Raw genomic sequence first — 15,674 nt, forward strand, 5'->3', positions numbered from 1 at the left:
GAGGCGTGACCATGGCGAAGACCGCATCCCTCCGCCCGGGCCTGACGCGCCTGGCCGAGCCCATGGAGTCGCTCGGCGGGCTGCTGCGCGACTGGCTGCCCCGGCAGCGCTGGTTCGCGGGCAAGGACCGGCCCGTCACGGAGCTCGGCCTGCTGTCGATGACCGAGCTCTTCCCGGGCTGTCTGCATCTGCTGGTCCACGCCGGTCACGCCGGCCACACGGGCGTGCCCTCGCCCGGTGGCGCTCCTCCGGCGGGCGACTGCTACCAACTGCTGCTCGGCGTGCGGGAGCAGCCGGCGCCGCGGCTCGGGCGGGCGCTCATCGGGCGGGTGCAGGACGGGCCGCTGGCCGGGCTGACGGTCTACGACGCGCTGCACGATCCCCGTTCGGCCCAGCTTCTGCTGGACCGGCTGCGGCACCCGGGCTCCGCCGGCCCCCTGCGCTTCGACTGCGACCCGGATCACCAGGTGCCCGCCGGGCTGGTGCCGCGGCTGCTGGACGCCGAGCAGTCCAACTCCTCGCTGGTCTACGGCGACGAGTACATCCTGAAGGTCTTCCGGCGCATCCAGCCGGGCGTCAACCCGGACCTGGAGGTGCCGGGTGCGCTGGCCCGCCAAGGCTGTCACCGCGTGCCCGCACCCGTGGCCTGGTTCCAGACGCACCATCCGTTCAAGGCCACCCTCGGCGTGCTCCAGCCGTATCTGCGGGACGCCTCCGACGGCTGGACGCTGGGGCTGAACGCGCTGGCCTCGGGGGACGACTTCACCGTCCAGGCCCGGGCGCTGGGCGCGGCCACCGCGGAGGTGCACCTGGCGCTGGCGTCGGCGTTCCCCGTCGGCGGGCCCGGGGAGAACGGGCAGACGGCGGCCGCGATGATCGAGCGGCTGGACGCCGCCGCGCACTGCGTGCCAGCGCTGCAGCCGTTCGTGCCGGGCCTGCGGACCGCGTTCGCCGCGCTCACCAGCTGCGATCCGGGGCCGCCCGCCCAGCGCATCCACGGCGACCTGCACCTGGGGCAGGTGCTGCGGGCCGGGCGCGAGTGGTTCGTCATCGACTTCGAGGGCGAGCCGTCCCGGCCGCTCTCCGAACGGCGCAGCGCCCACTCCCCGGTGCGGGACATCGCCGGGATGCTGCGCTCCTTCGACTACGCCGCCCGGCAGCGCCGCCCCTGGCGCCCGGAGTGGGCCCGCCGCTGCCGCGAGGCCTACTGCGCGGGCTATGCCGCCCGCGCCGGCTGGGACCCCCGTAAGAAACACGGACTGCTCCGCGCCTATGAGACGGACCGGGCCGTGTACGAGGTGCTGTACGAGGCACGGCACCGCCCCGACTGGCTGCCTGTACCGATGGCGGCGATCGAGCGCCTCGCCGTGAGAGGAGACTGAGCCGTGGCCCTGCGCGACACCTCAATCCCGGAGCCGTCCGGCCCGGTCCCGAGCACGACCGCACCCGCCCTGAGCCCCGAAGACCGCGGGCGCCTGCTGGCGGGTGCCCACCACGATCCGCACGCCCTGCTGGGCGCCCACCCGGTCCCGGGCGGGGTCGTGTTCCGTGCGCTGCGCCCCTTCGCCCGCTCCGTGAGCGTCGTGATCGACGGCAGACGCACCGCCCTCGTCTCCGAAGGCGACGGTCTCTTCTCGGGCGTGCTGCCGCTGGACACGGTCCCCTCCTACACGCTGCATGTGGCGTACGAGGAGGGCGAGCAGGAGACGCCCGACCCGTACCGCTTCCTGCCGGCGCTCGGCGAGCTCGACCTGCACCTGATCCGCGAGGGCCGGCACGAGGAGCTGTGGCAGGCGCTCGGCGCGCAGCCCATGACCCACGAGGGCGTCGAGGGCACCCGGTTCACCGTGTGGGCGCCGAACGCCCAGGGCGTGCGGGTGGCCACGGACTTCACCCACTGGGACGGCACGCAGTTCCCGATGCGGTCCCTGGGCGCCTCGGGTGTGTGGGAGCTGTTCCTGCCGGGTGTCGGCGAGGGCACCGCGTACAAGTTCGAGATCCACTCCCGGTACGGGCACCGCTTCCTCAAGGCCGACCCGATGGCACGCCGCTGCGAGGAGCCGCCCAACACGGCGTCGATCGTGACGGCCTCGCACTACGAGTGGGGCGACGGCGAGTGGATGGCGCACCGCGCGGACACGCCGGTGCACGAGGCGCCGCTCTCGGTGTACGAGGTGCATCTGGCGTCGTGGCGGCCGGGGCTGACCTACCGGCAGCTCGCGGAAGAGCTCCCGGCGTACGTGAAGGACATGGGCTTCACCCACATCGAGCTGATGCCGGTCGCCGAGCACCCCTTCCACGGCTCCTGGGGCTATCAGGTCACCGGGTTCTACGCGCCGACGTCCCGGCTCGGCACACCGGACGACTTCCGCTTCTTCGTCGACGCCTGCCACCGGGCCGGCATCGGCGTGATCATGGACTGGGTGCCTGCGCACTTCCCGAAGGACGACTGGGCGCTGGCCCGGTTCGACGGGGAGCCGCTGTACGAGCCCGGTGACGACCGGCGCGCGGAGCACCCGGACTGGGGCACGTACGAGTTCGACTTCGGCCGCACCGAGGTGCGCAACTTCCTGGTCGCGAACGCCGTGTACTGGTGCGAGGAGTTCCACATCGACGGGCTGCGCGTGGACGCCGTCGCCTCGATGCTGTACCTGGACTACTCGCGCGAGGACGGCCAGTGGGAGCCCAACGCCTACGGCGGCCGGGAGGACCTGGCCGCCATGGGATTCCTGCAGGAGATGAACGCGACCGTGTACCGGCGGGCCCCGGGCGTGGTCACGATCGCGGAGGAGTCCACCGCCTGGGGCGGGGTGACCCGGCCGACCGCCACCGGCGGGCTCGGCTTCGGGCTGAAGTGGAACATGGGCTGGATGCACGATTCGCTGGAGTACATCGCGCACGAGCCGGTGCACCGCAAGTACCACCACCACGAGATGACGTTCTCGATGGTGTACGCCTACAGCGAGAACTACGTCCTGCCGATCTCCCACGACGAGGTCGTGCACGGCAAGCAGGCGCTGGTGTCGAAGATGCCGGGCGACTGGTGGCAGCGGCGCGCCACCCACCGGGCCTACCTCGGCTTCATGTGGGGCCATCCCGGCAAGCAGCTGCTGTTCATGGGGCAGGAGTTCGCGCAGGGCGCCGAGTGGTCGGTGGAGCACGGCCCGGAGTGGTGGCTGCTCGACGACGGCTACCACTCGGCGGGCGACCACCGGGGCGTGCGCGATCTGGTGCGCGACCTGAACTCGGCGTACCGGGCGACTCCGGCGCTGTGGCAGTGCGACACCCGCCCGGAGGGTTTCCGGTGGGTGGCGGTGGACTCGGCCGACGACAACGTCTTCGCGTTCCTGCGCTACGACGCCGAGGGCAGGCCGCTGCTGGCGGTGTCGAACTTCTCCCCCGTCGTCCGGCAGGACTACGGCCTGTGGGTGCCGGGGGACGTCGTCGCGTGGGAGGAGCGCCTCAACACCGACGACACGCGCTACGGCGGCAGTGGCGTCACCAACCCGGATCCGGTCAAACCGGTCGACGGCCATGTCCGGATCACGCTGCCTCCGCTGGCCACGGTGTGGCTGATGCCGTTCGCCATGTGAAGTCCCGCCGTCCTACCAGGTGTCCTACCCGCTGAGAGGGGCACTGGGGGTCGTACCACCGGGAGCACCCGGTGGTACGACGTGGCAGGGCACAGAAGGGCGGGCATCAGGTGCGCACCGTGGGAGTGGAGGAGGAACTCCTCCTGGTCGATCCGGAGACCGGGGAACCGCGGGCGCTGTCCGCAGCGGTGCTCGCCCGGGCGGAGAAGAACGGCGCGGATCAGGACGTGTTCGAGAAGGAACTCCACGAGCAGATGCTGGAGTTCGCCACCCATCCGCAATCGTCCATGGAGAGCCTGCGCGCGGAGATCGTCCGCTGCCGTACGGAGGCGGCGCAGCACGCGGAGGAGATCGGCTGCACCGTGGCGGCGCTCGCCACCTCACCGCTGCCGGTCAGCCCCGCGGTCGGCTTCGGCCGGCGCTACCAGTGGATGGCGGAGCAGTACGGCATCGCCACCCGGGAGCAGCTCGTCATGGGCTGCCACGTGCACGTGTCGGTCGAGTCCGACGAGGAGGGCGTCGCGGTCGTCGACCGGTTGCGGCCCTGGCTGCCGGTGCTGCGGGCGATCAGCGCGAACTCGCCGTTCTGGCAGGGCAAGGACACGGGCTACAACAGCTACCGCAGCCGGGTGTGGCTGCGCTGGCCGTCGGCCGGCCCGACCGAGATCTTCGGCTCGGCCGAGCGGTACCACCGGCTGATCGCGGACATGGTGGCCACCGGGGCGCTCCTCGACGACGGGATGATCTACTTCGACGCGCGCCTGTCACAGCGGTACCCGACCGTGGAACTCCGCGTCTCGGACGTCTGTCTGCACTCCGGCACGGCCGTGCTGATCGCCACGCTGGTCCGGGGGCTGGTCGAGACCGCCGCGCGTGAGTGGCGAGCCGGCTGTGAGCCGCTCGACCACAGTGTCAGTCTGCTGCGGCTGGCCGACTGGCAGGCGGCCCGGTCCGGACTCGAGGGCGAGCTGCTGCACCCCGCGACCATGCGGCGGATGCCCGCCGAAGCCGTGGTCCGTGCCCTGCTGGACCACGTCGAGGAGGCCCTGGACGGTACGGGCGACCTGGCGCGGGCCGGGGCGGCCTGTGACGAGCTGCTGCGGGAGGGCAACGGGGCTCAGGTGCAGCGTGCGCTGATGGAGCGCACGGGCAGTCTGCGGGACGTCGTCACCGAGTGCGTCCGACGCACGCAGGCGTGAGGCGTCCCGCGCCATGTCCGGAGGGTGGGCTCAGAGGATGAGGACGAGGGCGTAGGCCAGGAAGAACGCCGCGATCAGCACGGTGACGAGGATGATCACGGTCAGCGGGGCCTTGGCCCAGCCCTTGGTGGGGTTGTGCGTCTCGCGGGGCAGCGTCTCCGGCATGCTGCTCTCCGCGGGCGGGGTCTCGCCCGGCGGTACACCGCCGCCGGGTTCCAGACCTGAGGTGCGTTCGGGTTCGGGATCGGGGCTGATGTGAGTCATGTCGTCCGGGTCCCCCGATCACGCCGAGATCATCAGCGGGTCGAGTTCCGTATTTTCCGACCCCGAAGGGTCTCGACTCGACTACATTCGAGCACCGCCGATGACGGTACCCGTCGGCAATGTCACACCCCGTACACGTCAGGAGCAGTGCATGCGCGACCTCGCCCTCGCTCCCCCGGCCGTGGCGCCCCTGACCGGCGGGCTCGCCGACAGCGTCTTCGAGACGGCGGACCGCGAACCGACCCGGCCGATGCTCGCCCGCCGGGCCGACCCCGCCTCCGCGACCTGGGAGGAGGTGACGGCGATCGAGCTGCGCGACGAGGTGGTGGACGCCGCCAAGGGGCTGATCGCCTCGGGGATCGCGCCGGGCCACCGCGTGGCGATCATGGCGCGCACCCGGTTCGAGTGGACGGTCCTGTGCTACGCGCTGTGGGCCGTGGGCGCCGAGGTCGTCCCGGTCTACCCGACGGCGTCCCGCGACCAGGTGGCGTGGATCCTGCGGGACGCGGGCTGCGTGGCCGTGTTCGTCGAGGACGAGCAGGGCGTCATGACCGTCGGCTCGGTGTGCGCGTCACTGCCGCTGCTGCGCCACGTCTGGCAGCTGGACGCGGGCGCCCTGGCGGACCTGACGGTGCGCGGCGAGTTCATCCCGCCCCCCACGGTCGACTCGATGCGCCGCATCGTGCTGCCGGATTCCACGGCCGTCATCGCCTACACCTCCGGCACCTCCGGCCGTGCCATGGGCTGCGCGCTCAGCCACCGCAACCTCGCCGGCCCCTGCGACACGCTGCTGGCGGGCTGGGGGCACACGGCGGCGCCGCGCGGAGAGCAGGGGTCCGTGCTCGCGTTCCTGCCCTTCTCCCACGTGTACGGGCTGATGATCCAGGGGCTGTGCGTGCGCGGCGGGCTGCTGATGGGACACCAGGCCGATCTGAGCGGTGAGGCGCTGTCCGCGGCGCTGCAGTCGTTCCGGCCCACGTACCTCTACGCGGTTCCCTCGGTCCTGGAGAAGATCTACAAGAACTTCCTGCGCGCCGCTCAGCAGGGCGGCCACGGAGCCCTCTTCGAGCGGGCCGCCGAGACCGCCCGGGACTTCGCCGCGGCCCTGGAGCGCCAGCGGCTGGGGCGCGGCCGCGGGCCCGGCTTCGACCTGCGGTTCCAGCACGCGCTGTACGAGCGCACGGTGTACCGCAGGCTGCGGGCCGCGCTGGGCGGACGGGTGCGGCGGGCGACATCGGGCGGTTCCCCTCTCAGCCGCGAGCTGTCCCTCTTCTACGAGGGCATCGGCATCTACGTGCACGACGGGTACGGGCTGACGGAGACCGCGGGCGGGGTGACGATGCAGCCGCTCGGCCGGGAGAAGTCCGGGACGGTCGGGCAGGCCCTGCCGGGCATGGAGATCCGGGTGGCCGAGGACGGGGAGATCCTGGTGCGGGGTCCCTCGGTGTTCCAGGGATACGTGGGCGACCAGGCCGCCACCCGGGCGGCGCTGCGCGGCGGGTGGCTCGCCACCGGCGACCTCGGGCAGCTGGACACGGAGGGCTATCTGACGATCACCGGCCGCAAGAAGGACATCATCATCACCAGCAGCGGCAAGAGCGTCGCCCCGCTGGCACTGGAGCAGCGGCTGCGGATGCACCCGCTCATCCACCAGGCGGTGGTGGTCGGGGACAACCGGCCCTGCGTCGGCGCTCTGATCACGCTGGATCCGGAGTTCCTGGCGCACTGGCGGGCCGGGCTGGCGCTGCAGGGCGAGATGCGGGAGGCCCGGGAGGAGAACGCGCTGCGGGAGGAGGTCGCGCGGGCCGTGGCCGCGGCCAACAGCGTCGTGTCGCCGTCGGAGTCGATCCGGGTGTTCCGGGTTCTGCCGGAGTCGTTCGACGTGACCAACGGGCTGCTCACGCCGTCGATGAAGCTGCGCCGGGACGAGATCGTGCGGCACTACGCTTCCGAGATCGACGCGATGTACCAGTCGCGCAGGCGTCCCGGGCGGCCGAGCGCCCCGGACGAACCGTCGAACTGGGACGATTCCGACAACGTCTTCCGCTGAGCGTGCGGCCGGACGCGTAGGCCTCGTCCCCTCGGGAACACGCAACAGTGGCGACGCAAGAGAAAGGACGACAGCCCTGACGACAGCCATAGCTGACGCCCGGGCCGGAAAGGCGATATGTCAACCGAGCCGCGTGGGGACGACGCCCTGACCTCCGAGGAGATCCCGAGCCGCACGAACAGCTTCGTGGGTGAGCCGCATGACGTGACAGGCGCGCGGCTGGCCGCGGAGGAGTTTCTGCGTGATCTGGCACGCTCCTCCCCGCCCTCTGCTCCCGAGTACTGGGACGACATCCTGCTGGTGGTGACGGAACTGGCCGCCAACGCGGTCCAGTACGCCCCGGGTCCGTTCGCGCTGCGCATGCGCCGGACGTTCGACGGGGTGCATGTGGTCCTGCACGACACCAGCACCACGGAGCCAGCCCCTCGCCCCTTCGATCCGCGCAGCGGCGGCGGGGGCATCGGCTGGCATCTGATCCACACGCTGTGCGACCAGGTCAGCGTGGTGGCCGACGACCGGGGCAAGGACGTGCACGTGTTCATGCCCTGGTGAGCCGGGAGCGTCACGGGCGCGCCGCGCCCGTGACCGGCCCGGACGGCTCAGACCGCGGCCGCCTCGCGTGGCGGCAGCCGGTCGTAGTAGTCCCCCACGGCCCGCAGGTACTGCCTGTCCCTGGTCTCGCTGTCGGTCTGGAAGCGCGGCGCCGCCTTGGCGTCTCCCCTGCTGCACGCCAGGGTGACCTTCCTCCCCGGTATGTCGATGCCGGTGACGACCCCGGCCGGTACCAGGACACTGCGGCCGAACACCCAGACGCCGGTGTCGACGACCAGGTGCCGCATGTCGTGCGGGGCGGCCTCCCGGTCCACGTGCCCGATGGTGCCGTCGGTCGCGGCGACGGCGAACCCGGTCAGGTCCTGCCCCTCCGTGTGACCGCTGTCCGGCGCGTACGACCAGATTCTGTCGATGGCCACTCTGCCCCATCCTCCCTGGCGATCCGTGGACCGCATGCCTCGGCGGGCGCTCGCGCCCACCCCGTCCCACAGCAGCAATTACCCTCCTGTCGCAAGCGCATTCGGCGCACACGCCCGCTACCGCACGCGACTTCCGCCGGCCGGTCCCGGCGATGTTCGACCGAGGGGGCATGGAGGGCGGTTTCCGGGGTAATCGCGGGGGCGCGGTGACATCCGAGCCCGTCGGTGAAGGGAGGCGCATGAGGAACGGAATCCGAGTCGGGACAACGACCGGGATCCCCTCGCACCGCGGTCATCCCCAGAGGTGACCAGCCCAGGCCGTAGCACTTGTTGGAGGTATCCGTGCCCCTCGCCCAGAACCCGCTGTCCGTGGAAGTCGAACTGCCCCGGGAGGACGTGGCCCTGATCACGGTCGACGGCTACCTGGACGTCGACACCGCGACCGAGTTCCAGGCCCATCTGGCCAACCAACTCCACCACGGCCGACGGCATTTCCTGCTCGACCTGTCGTCCGTCCCCTTCATGGACTCGTCCGGGATGAACATCATCCTGCGGGTGTACCAGGAGGCCCGTAAGACCGAGGGCAGCGTGCACGTCATCAGTCCGGCACCGGCCGTGCGGCGCATTCTCGACCTGACGGGTGTCAGCATCACCGTGCCGATATCGGAGAGTGTCGAGGAGGCTCTGACCCGTGTCGACGAAGGGCCGCAGCAGCCCGGGGAGCCGGAGGGGCTGAACGTCTGACGGTCCGGGTGATCCACAGGGCAGGGCACCGGCGCAGGCCGGTGGCCCGGCGCCCTCGCTCCGCCCTGCCCGGACGACGGCTCCCTCTTCGCACGCCGCCGACGGGGCTCCAACCGCCGTACCCCTGAACCGGATCGCTTACGCAGGAGCAGGTGTCGTACGAGGTCGGCGCATGGTTAGAGTTGTCGCCCGGCAAGTGTCACATCGCCGTCTCGTTGCCAGAAGCGGGCTCGGTCGACGCAACGCGGATGAGGAGAGAACCAGGTGCCGGAGCACGAAGCGGACGGACAGCTCGCCACGCCCAGCCACGAGGTGAGGGACTTCCTGCACCGCCGGCGTGAGCAGATCGCCCAGCGGTGGGCGGACGAGCCCTTGTTCCGCACCGTGTTCACCGTCTCGCGCGACGAGGCGGTGGAGGCGGGCAAGGCCGTCGTCGACGCGCTGGCCGAGGTGGCCGACTCGGAGCAGGTGGAGGATCCCGACGCCGCGGGATTCAGCGGGGTGCGCGAGCAGCTGGCCCGGATGGGGGTGGCCCGCTCCCGTGCCGGACTGTCCAACACCCAGGTCTCCAGCGAGCTGGCCGCCCTGCGGCCGCCCGTGGAGAACCTGCTGGCCGCCGATCTGGAACAGGCACCGCCCGAGCACCTGAGGGCCTGTTCGACCGCCCTGACCGTGCTGATGGGCACCCTGCGGCTGGTCGCCATGCAGACGGCGCTGAGCGAGTGGCAGGCGCTCAGCGACCGGCAGCGGATGCAGCTGATGGAGGTGGCCACGCCCGTGATCCGGCTGTGGGACGGCGTCGTGGCCGTGCCGCTCATCGGGACGCTCGACAGCGCCCGCAGCCAGATCGTGATGGAGACGCTGCTGAACGCCGTCGTGGAGCAGCACGCGCGGTTCGCGATCCTCGACATAACCGGGGTGCCGACGGTCGACTCGCTGGTGGCGCAGCACCTGATGAAGACGGTCGCGGCGGCGCGGCTCATGGGCGCCGAGTGCATCGTCTCGGGCATCCGCCCCGCCATCGCGCAGACCATCGTGCACCTCGGGCTCGACCTGGACGTGATCACGCGTGCGAACCTCGCCGACGCACTGGGGTACGCGCTGCACCAGCTCGGCACGGACATCGTGAACCCGGGTGCGGGTCAGCGGTGAACGACGCCCGCCCCCGTCCCGTGACCGGCCACGTGCCGGTCCTCCGGCTCGGCGACGTCCTGCTCGTCACGCTCCAGGGGGATCTGCACGACAGCACGGCGCAGCAACTCCAGCAGGACCTCGCCGAGACCATCTCCCGTACCGGGGTGCGCGGGGTCCTCATCGACATCTCCGGTGTGGAGATCGTCGACTCCTTCCTCGGCCGGGTGCTGGCCGAGATCGCCGCGCAGGCCAAGCTGCTGGCCGCGCGCACCGTGGTGGCCGGTATGCGCCCGGCCGTCGCCATCACCCTGGTCGAGCTGGGACTGTCGCTGCCGGGGCTGAGCACCGCGCTCAGCACCGAGGCGGGCATGGAGCTCCTCGCACAGCAGGCCCCGGTGCGCCGTCCCGGCCGCCCGCGTCAGGAGAGTCCGTGATGCACACCGCCGCGGGCGTGGAGGCCTGCTTGCCCATCCGGTCGGACATGGACCTGGTGTGGGTGCGACAGCACGTTCGGCAGGCCGCCGCCCGGCTCGGCTTCGGCCTGGTGGACCAGACCAAGCTCATCACCGCGGCCAGCGAGCTGGCCCGCAACACCCTGGTGCACGGCGGTGGCGGACAGATGGAGGCGACGCAGGTCGGCACCGCGGGTGCGCAGGGGCTGCGGCTGGCCTTCACCGACGAGGGGCCGGGCATCGCCGACCTGGACCTCGCGCTGAGCGACGGTTACACCTCGGGCGGCGGTCTGGGGATGGGGCTGAGCGGCGCGCGGCGCCTGGTGCACGACTTCGACATCGACACCGCGCCGGGGTCGGGCACCACGGTGCGGGTGACCTGCTGGGTGGGCCGGCCGCCGCGTCCGCGCGAGGAGGTCTGATGCCGCGGGTGTGGGACGTGCCGGTGCGCGACGCGACCCGGGTGCGCGATGCGCGGGCCGCGGCGGAGGGCGCTGCCGCGCTGGCCGGGCTGGACGAGCGGCGGACCGCGGCGGCCGCGCTGGTCGCGACCGAGCTGGCCACGAATCTGCTCAAGCACGCCGAGGGCGGTCAGGTGCTCATCGAGGTCGTCGCCCTGCCCGTGCTGCGGGATGGCCGGGAGAGGTCCAGGGTGGTGCAGATCGCCGCGATCGACCACGGCCCGGGCATCCACGACGTCCCCGCGGCGCTGCGCGACGGCTTCTCCACGACCCGCTCGCTCGGCGCGGGCCTCGGCACGTGCCGTCGCCTCTGCGACGACTTCGCCCTGCACAGTGTTCCCGGCCGCGGCACGGTCGCCGTGGCCCGCGTGAGTGCGACGCCGCGGGCTGGTGAGGCGTCGGTGTGGCCCGGAGGCGGCGGGGTGTCCGCCGGCGGACGGTGGCAGGGTGGCGAGCCGCCGTTCGGCACGGTGGCCTGCGGCGGCCTGACGGGCCATGCGGCAGTGTCCGGCGCTCCGGGTTCCCCGGGACAGGGCCCGGCGACGGCCGGCCGTGCGCGGGGGACGGAGCCGGGACTCCACGGAGCACCGGGCCACGACCTCCCGGACGCCGGCACTCCGGGAAGCCGGCCCGTCCTCCGGGCTGCCCCGGAGGACGTCGGCACTCCGGGCACCGAGGCGCTGCCCCGGCGGGCGGGGGCCCCCGCCACGGCAGGCGCCGATGTGCCCGGCGGCCAGGCCGGCCCTCCGGCAGGCAGCAGGTCCACGGGCAGGGCCCCGCACAGGGCCCAGTCGAACGACCACGCGGCAACAGACCCGGTCCCCAAAGCCGCCTCGCAGAACCGTTCCTTGCCGGTCGCCGGTGTGCGAGCCGGCGGGGTGAACATCCCCTACGCCGGAGCCGAGTACTCGGGGGACGCCTGGGGCTGGGTCCGGGCCGGGGACCGGGTGACGTTGATGCTGGCGGACGGGCTGGGCCACGGGCCGGAGGCCGCGCGGGCCTCGTCCGCCGCGGTCACGGCGCTGCACCGCTGGGCCCACCTCTCCCCCGCCGAGTCGCTGCGGCGGCTGCACGACGCCCTGCGGGACACCCGGGGCGCGGCCGTCGCCCTGGCCCAGCTCGACCTGTCGGCCGGGCGCCTGCGGTTCGCCGGCATCGGCAACGTGGGAGCGCGGCTACGCACCGGCGGTACCTGGCGCGCCCTGCTGTCGCGGCCCGGCATCGTCGGGGTCCACCGGCCCGCGACCCTCCGCGAGGAGGAAGCCGACTGGACGGACGACCCCCTGCTGATCCTGCACACCGACGGCCTGCCCAGCCGCTGGACGCCGCCGTCCGGTCCCGGGCCGGCGCCGGCCGACCCGGCCGTGACGGCCGCCGTGACGATACGTGACGCCAGCAGTCCCGCCCGGCCGGTGCGGGACGACACCGCCGTGGCCGTGCTGACCTCGATCCCGCCGGAACACCCATGATGCGCACTTGGCAGATCACCACCGTCACCGATGCGGCCCGCGCCCGCATCTCGCTCGCGCGCATGGCCGCCGCCTACGGTGTGCCCACCGTCGAACGGACCCGGCTGGCCGCCGCCCTCAGCGCCCACCTGCGGCAGTGCCTCACCAAGGGCGGCACCTGGCGGCTCACCATGGACCTGGCGGGCTCCCCCGCCGAGGAGGGGCTGCTGCACGTCGTGGTGACCCCGTCGCCGGAGGCCTGCGCCGCCGGGGAGCCGCTCTGGGAGGTCACGGTCCCCTGCCCCGAGACGGCCGAGGCCGCCGAGGACGGCACCGTCGCCGACGACACCGCCGCACTGTCGGAGGCGCTGCTCGGCGCGGACGAGGACACGGCCGTCGTGCTGGACAAGCTCACCGAGCAGGAGGACCTGGTCTCCTTCCACCGCGAGGAGCTGCACCAGACCAACCAGGGCGTGCTGGCCCTGCACGCCGAGCTCGACGCGGCCGGGCGGGCCCAGCGCGAGGCCTTCGCCGCCGAGCGCAGCGCCCGCAACGAGGCGGAGAGCGCCCGGCGCAGGCTGACGTTCCTCGCGGACGCGAGTGCCGTGCTGACGGCGTCGCTGAATCACGAGGAGATCGTGCGCCGGCTGCCGGACCTGCTGGTGCCCGAGTACGCGAGCAGCGTCGACGTCTGGCTCTTCGACCACGAGGAGGACAAGCACCGGTCGGCGCCGCATCCGGCCGCCGCCGTCGTCGCGGCCCGCACCGGGCGGCCCCAGTACGCCGCCGATCACCCGGGGAACCTGCCCGGCGTCGAGGACCAGCCGCCGTCGGCGCTGGATCCCGGGCGGCCGCTGCTGTGTGTGCCGCTGCCGACGCGACGGGCGCCGCTGGGGGTCCTGACGCTGTCGCCGCCCGGCGGGCGCTGGGACCCGGACGACGCGGTGATGCTGATCGAGCTCACCCGGCGGGCCAGCATCGCCATCGACAACGCCCGGCGCTTCGAGCACAACCGCGACATCGCCGAGACGCTGCAGCGCGCCCTGCTGACCGACCTGCCCGTCACGCCGGGCCTCAGCCTGGCCGCGCGGTACCTTCCGGCCACCCACGGGCTGAACATCGGCGGCGACTGGTACGACGCATTCCCCCAGCGGGACGGCGGTCTCATCACCGTCATCGGCGACGTGACCGGACACGGTCTGCACGCGGCGGTCATGATGAGCCAGCTGCGCACCGCGCTGCGGGCGTACGCCGTCGACGGCGACAGCCCGGGCCGGCTGCTGACCCGGCTGCACCGGTTCCTGCACCACCTCCAGCCGGACCTGTACGCCACCGCCGTCATCGCCCGGTTCCACCCGGACGAGCCCACCCTGACCTGGGCCGCCGCGGGGCATCCGCCACCGGTTCTGCGCCTGCCCGACGGCACCGTACGGACCCTGGACGCCAAGCCCGGCGCGATGCTCGGCATCCCGCTCACCCAGGAGATCGCCGACCACACGGAGCAGCTGGAGCCCGGCTCGACGCTCGCGCTGTACACGGACGGGCTGGTGGAGCGGCGTGCACAGGGCATAGACCCGGGTATCGAGCGGCTGGCCTCGGCGCTCGGCGGGTTCCGTTCCGCGGAGCTGGACGCGGACCTGGAGGGCTCGGCGGACCGGCTCCTGCATCCGCTGCTGAGCGATTCCGAGCGGGACGACGACGTGTGCCTGTTGCTGTGTCATGTCCAAGGTGGCATCGGCTCCTGACGGCGGGTCCGGCGGGCCGGGTGTGCACGCGTTCTTCACTCCTGCCTGGTGCTTTTCGGCCACGGTGCGGGCATGGTGGTGATCAACGCGTTCGTCTGCCTGCCGCGTCCGACTGGCGCGCCCGTGGGACACACGGTGGGATCGAAAGGGTGCGAACCAGCGATCCAGGGGCAGTCGGAAGGCGTTCGAGGCAGACCGCCTGGAGCCGCAGAAAGGGATGAACACCGTGACACGACCCAGGATCCTGGTGGTTGGCGCAGGCTTCGCCGGCGTGGAGTGCGTCCGCCGTCTGGAACGGAAACTCTCCCCGGACGAGGCCGACGTCACGCTGGTGACGCCGTTCGCCTACCAGCTCTACCTGCCGCTGCTCCCCCAGGTCGCCTCCGGCGTGCTGACGCCGCAGTCGATCGCCGTCTCGCTGCGGCGCAGCAAGAAGTACCGCACGCGGATCATTCCGGGCGGTGCCATCGGCGTGGACCTGAAGTCCAAGGTCTGTGTCATCCGCACCATCACCGACGAGATCGTCAACGAGCCGTACGACTACATCGTGCTGGCGCCCGGCAGCATCACCCGGACCTTCGACATCCCGGGGCTGACGGACCACGCGTTCGGGATGAAGACGCTCGCCGAGGCGGCGTACATCCGTGACCACGTCATCTCGCAGCTGGATCTTGCCGACGCGAGCCAGGACCCCGTGGAGCGGGCCTCGCGGCTGCAGTTCGTGGTGGTCGGCGGCGGTTACGCGGGCACCGAGACGGCGGCGTGCCTGCAGCGGCTGACGCACGCGGCGGTCAAGCGCTACCCGCGGCTGGACCCGGGGCTGATCAAGTGGCATCTGATCGACATCGCGCCGAAGCTGATGCCGGAGCTGGGCGACAAGCTCGGCAGCAGCGCGCAGGAGATCCTGCGCCGGCGGGGCATCGAGATCTCCCTGGGCACCTCCATCGCCAAGGCGGGCCCCGAGGAGGTCACCTTCACCGACGGCCGGGCGATCCCGACCCGCACGCTCATCTGGACCGCCGGGGTCGTCGCCAGCCCGCTCATCGCCACGCTCGGCGCGGAGACGGTCAAGGGGCGGCTCGCGGTCGCCCCCGAGATGAACCTGCCGGGCGACGACGGGGTGTTCGCGCTCGGCGACTCGGCGGCCGTGCCCGACCTGGCCAAGGGCGACGGGGCCATGTGCCCGCCCACCGCGCAGCACGCGCTGCGGCAGGGCAAGCACGTCGCCGACAACGTCATCGCGTCGCTGCGGGGGCAGGCGATGAAGCCGTACGTCCACAAGGACCTCGGGCTCGTCGTCGACCTCGGCGGCACCGACGCCGTCTCCAAGCCGCTGGGCATCGAACTGCGGGGGCTGCCCGCGCAGGCCGTGGCCCGCGGCTACCACTGGTCGGCGCTGCGCACCAACGTGGCCAAGACGCGGGTGATGACGAACTGGCTGCTCAACGCCGTCGCCGGCGACGACTTCGTACGGACGGGGTTCCAGGCCCGCAAGGCCGCCCGGCTGAAGGACTTCGAGTACACGGACGCGTATCTGACGCCGGAGCAGGTGCGGGCACAGGTCGAGGGGTCCGTCCGGCCGGAGTAGGACCGGGCCGGACGGGAGGGCCCGC

Annotated in this window: 13 protein-coding genes and 2 pseudogenes; 13 read left to right on the forward strand and 2 right to left on the reverse strand. The window is 72.5% G+C overall.

The window, feature by feature from the left end:
* The first annotated feature begins 11 nt into the window (after positions 1 to 11).
* From A4E84_RS02120 to A4E84_RS02130, 3 genes are all read left to right on the forward strand, one after another.
* Positions 12 to 1,382, forward strand: a complete 1,371-nt coding sequence (locus tag A4E84_RS02120) for a maltokinase N-terminal cap-like domain-containing protein (RefSeq protein ID WP_062924896.1) — start codon at positions 12 to 14, stop codon at positions 1,380 to 1,382.
* A 3-nt stretch (positions 1,383 to 1,385) separates the two neighbouring features.
* On the forward strand, positions 1,386 to 3,593 hold the full coding sequence (glgB, locus tag A4E84_RS02125; protein ID WP_062924897.1) for a 1,4-alpha-glucan branching protein GlgB: 2,208 nt from the start codon (positions 1,386 to 1,388) through the stop codon (positions 3,591 to 3,593).
* 110 nt (positions 3,594 to 3,703) lie between these two features.
* On the forward strand, positions 3,704 to 4,792 hold the full coding sequence (locus A4E84_RS02130; RefSeq protein ID WP_062924898.1) for a glutamate--cysteine ligase 2: 1,089 nt from the start codon (positions 3,704 to 3,706) through the stop codon (positions 4,790 to 4,792).
* A 30-nt stretch (positions 4,793 to 4,822) separates the two neighbouring features.
* Here the strand turns inward: A4E84_RS02130 and A4E84_RS02135 are convergent, their stop codons facing one another.
* Complete coding sequence (locus A4E84_RS02135) at positions 4,823 to 5,056, reverse strand: DUF6480 family protein (protein WP_062924899.1); 234 nt, start codon at positions 5,054 to 5,056, stop codon at positions 4,823 to 4,825.
* A gap of 151 nt (positions 5,057 to 5,207) precedes the next feature.
* On the opposite strand from A4E84_RS02135, the gene A4E84_RS02140 reads away from it, so the two are divergent.
* Both A4E84_RS02140 and A4E84_RS02145 read left to right on the forward strand, forming a co-directional pair.
* Positions 5,208 to 7,106 (forward strand): AMP-dependent synthetase/ligase, encoded by a 1,899-nt coding sequence (locus tag A4E84_RS02140; protein ID WP_062924900.1) that lies wholly within the window; start codon positions 5,208 to 5,210, stop codon positions 7,104 to 7,106.
* Between the two features lie 117 nt (positions 7,107 to 7,223).
* A complete protein-coding gene (locus A4E84_RS02145) occupies positions 7,224 to 7,658 on the forward strand; it encodes an ATP-binding protein (RefSeq protein WP_033309377.1) in 435 nt (144 codons plus the stop codon).
* A gap of 47 nt (positions 7,659 to 7,705) precedes the next feature.
* Here A4E84_RS02145 and A4E84_RS02150 read toward each other — a convergent pair whose 3' ends face one another.
* On the reverse strand, positions 7,706 to 8,113 hold the full coding sequence (locus tag A4E84_RS02150; protein WP_062931241.1) for a hypothetical protein: 408 nt from the start codon (positions 8,111 to 8,113) through the stop codon (positions 7,706 to 7,708).
* Positions 8,114 to 8,419: 306 nt separating this feature from the next.
* Between A4E84_RS02150 and A4E84_RS02155 the strand changes: the two genes are divergently transcribed.
* The 8 genes and pseudogenes from A4E84_RS02155 to A4E84_RS02190 all read left to right on the forward strand — a co-directional run bounded on the left by A4E84_RS02155 (position 8,420) and on the right by A4E84_RS02190 (position 15,649).
* Positions 8,420 to 8,821: an STAS domain-containing protein gene (locus A4E84_RS02155; protein ID WP_062924901.1), complete on the forward strand. Its 402-nt coding sequence runs from the start codon at positions 8,420 to 8,422 to the stop codon at positions 8,819 to 8,821.
* Between the two features lie 264 nt (positions 8,822 to 9,085).
* Positions 9,086 to 9,973 carry an STAS domain-containing protein gene (locus A4E84_RS02160; protein WP_062924902.1) on the forward strand — a complete coding sequence of 296 codons (888 nt, stop codon included), beginning with the start codon at positions 9,086 to 9,088 and terminating at the stop codon, positions 9,971 to 9,973.
* Positions 9,970 to 10,389: an STAS domain-containing protein gene (locus A4E84_RS02165; protein WP_062924903.1), complete on the forward strand. Its 420-nt coding sequence runs from the start codon at positions 9,970 to 9,972 to the stop codon at positions 10,387 to 10,389. Before A4E84_RS02160 ends, A4E84_RS02165 begins: the two co-directional genes overlap by 4 nt.
* Positions 10,389 to 10,829, forward strand: coding sequence for an anti-sigma regulatory factor (locus tag A4E84_RS02170; RefSeq protein WP_062924904.1), 441 nt, complete (start codon positions 10,389 to 10,391; stop codon positions 10,827 to 10,829). Before A4E84_RS02165 ends, A4E84_RS02170 begins: the two co-directional genes overlap by 1 nt.
* A pseudogene (locus A4E84_RS41950) lies at positions 10,829 to 11,311 on the forward strand (anti-sigma regulatory factor); the annotation flags it as partial. The gene A4E84_RS02170 and the pseudogene A4E84_RS41950, both read left to right, overlap by 1 nt.
* Before the next feature lie 381 nt (positions 11,312 to 11,692).
* Positions 11,693 to 12,337 (forward strand): annotated as a pseudogene (locus A4E84_RS44205) (SpoIIE family protein phosphatase); the annotation flags it as partial.
* Positions 12,334 to 14,061 carry a PP2C family protein-serine/threonine phosphatase gene (locus A4E84_RS02185; protein WP_062924905.1) on the forward strand — a complete coding sequence of 576 codons (1,728 nt, stop codon included), beginning with the start codon at positions 12,334 to 12,336 and terminating at the stop codon, positions 14,059 to 14,061. The pseudogene A4E84_RS44205 and the gene A4E84_RS02185, both read left to right, overlap by 4 nt.
* A gap of 217 nt (positions 14,062 to 14,278) precedes the next feature.
* Entirely contained in the window at positions 14,279 to 15,649 is a 1,371-nt protein-coding gene (locus A4E84_RS02190) for an NAD(P)/FAD-dependent oxidoreductase (protein WP_062924906.1), read from the forward strand.
* Positions 15,650 to 15,674: the final 25 nt, after the last annotated feature.

Origin of the sequence: Streptomyces qaidamensis (assembly GCF_001611795.1) — a bacterium.
GTDB classification, from domain to species: domain Bacteria; phylum Actinomycetota; class Actinomycetes; order Streptomycetales; family Streptomycetaceae; genus Streptomyces; species Streptomyces qaidamensis.

Excerpts from the sequence above, each read along its gene's own strand:
- A4E84_RS02135 (WP_062924899.1), bottom strand. The coding sequence starts at position 5,056 with ATGACTCACATCAGCCCCGATCCCGAACCCGAACGCACCTCAGGTCTG.
- A4E84_RS02145 (WP_033309377.1), top strand. The coding sequence starts at position 7,224 with ATGTCAACCGAGCCGCGTGGGGACGACGCCCTGACCTCCGAGGAGATC.
- A4E84_RS02150 (WP_062931241.1), bottom strand. The coding sequence starts at position 8,113 with ATGCGGTCCACGGATCGCCAGGGAGGATGGGGCAGAGTGGCCATCGAC.
- A4E84_RS02140 (WP_062924900.1), top strand. The coding sequence starts at position 5,208 with ATGCGCGACCTCGCCCTCGCTCCCCCGGCCGTGGCGCCCCTGACCGGC.
- A4E84_RS02120 (WP_062924896.1), top strand. The coding sequence starts at position 12 with ATGGCGAAGACCGCATCCCTCCGCCCGGGCCTGACGCGCCTGGCCGAG.
- A4E84_RS02185 (WP_062924905.1), top strand. The coding sequence starts at position 12,334 with ATGATGCGCACTTGGCAGATCACCACCGTCACCGATGCGGCCCGCGCC.
- A4E84_RS02170 (WP_062924904.1), top strand. The coding sequence starts at position 10,389 with ATGCACACCGCCGCGGGCGTGGAGGCCTGCTTGCCCATCCGGTCGGAC.
- A4E84_RS02190 (WP_062924906.1), top strand. The coding sequence starts at position 14,279 with ATGAACACCGTGACACGACCCAGGATCCTGGTGGTTGGCGCAGGCTTC.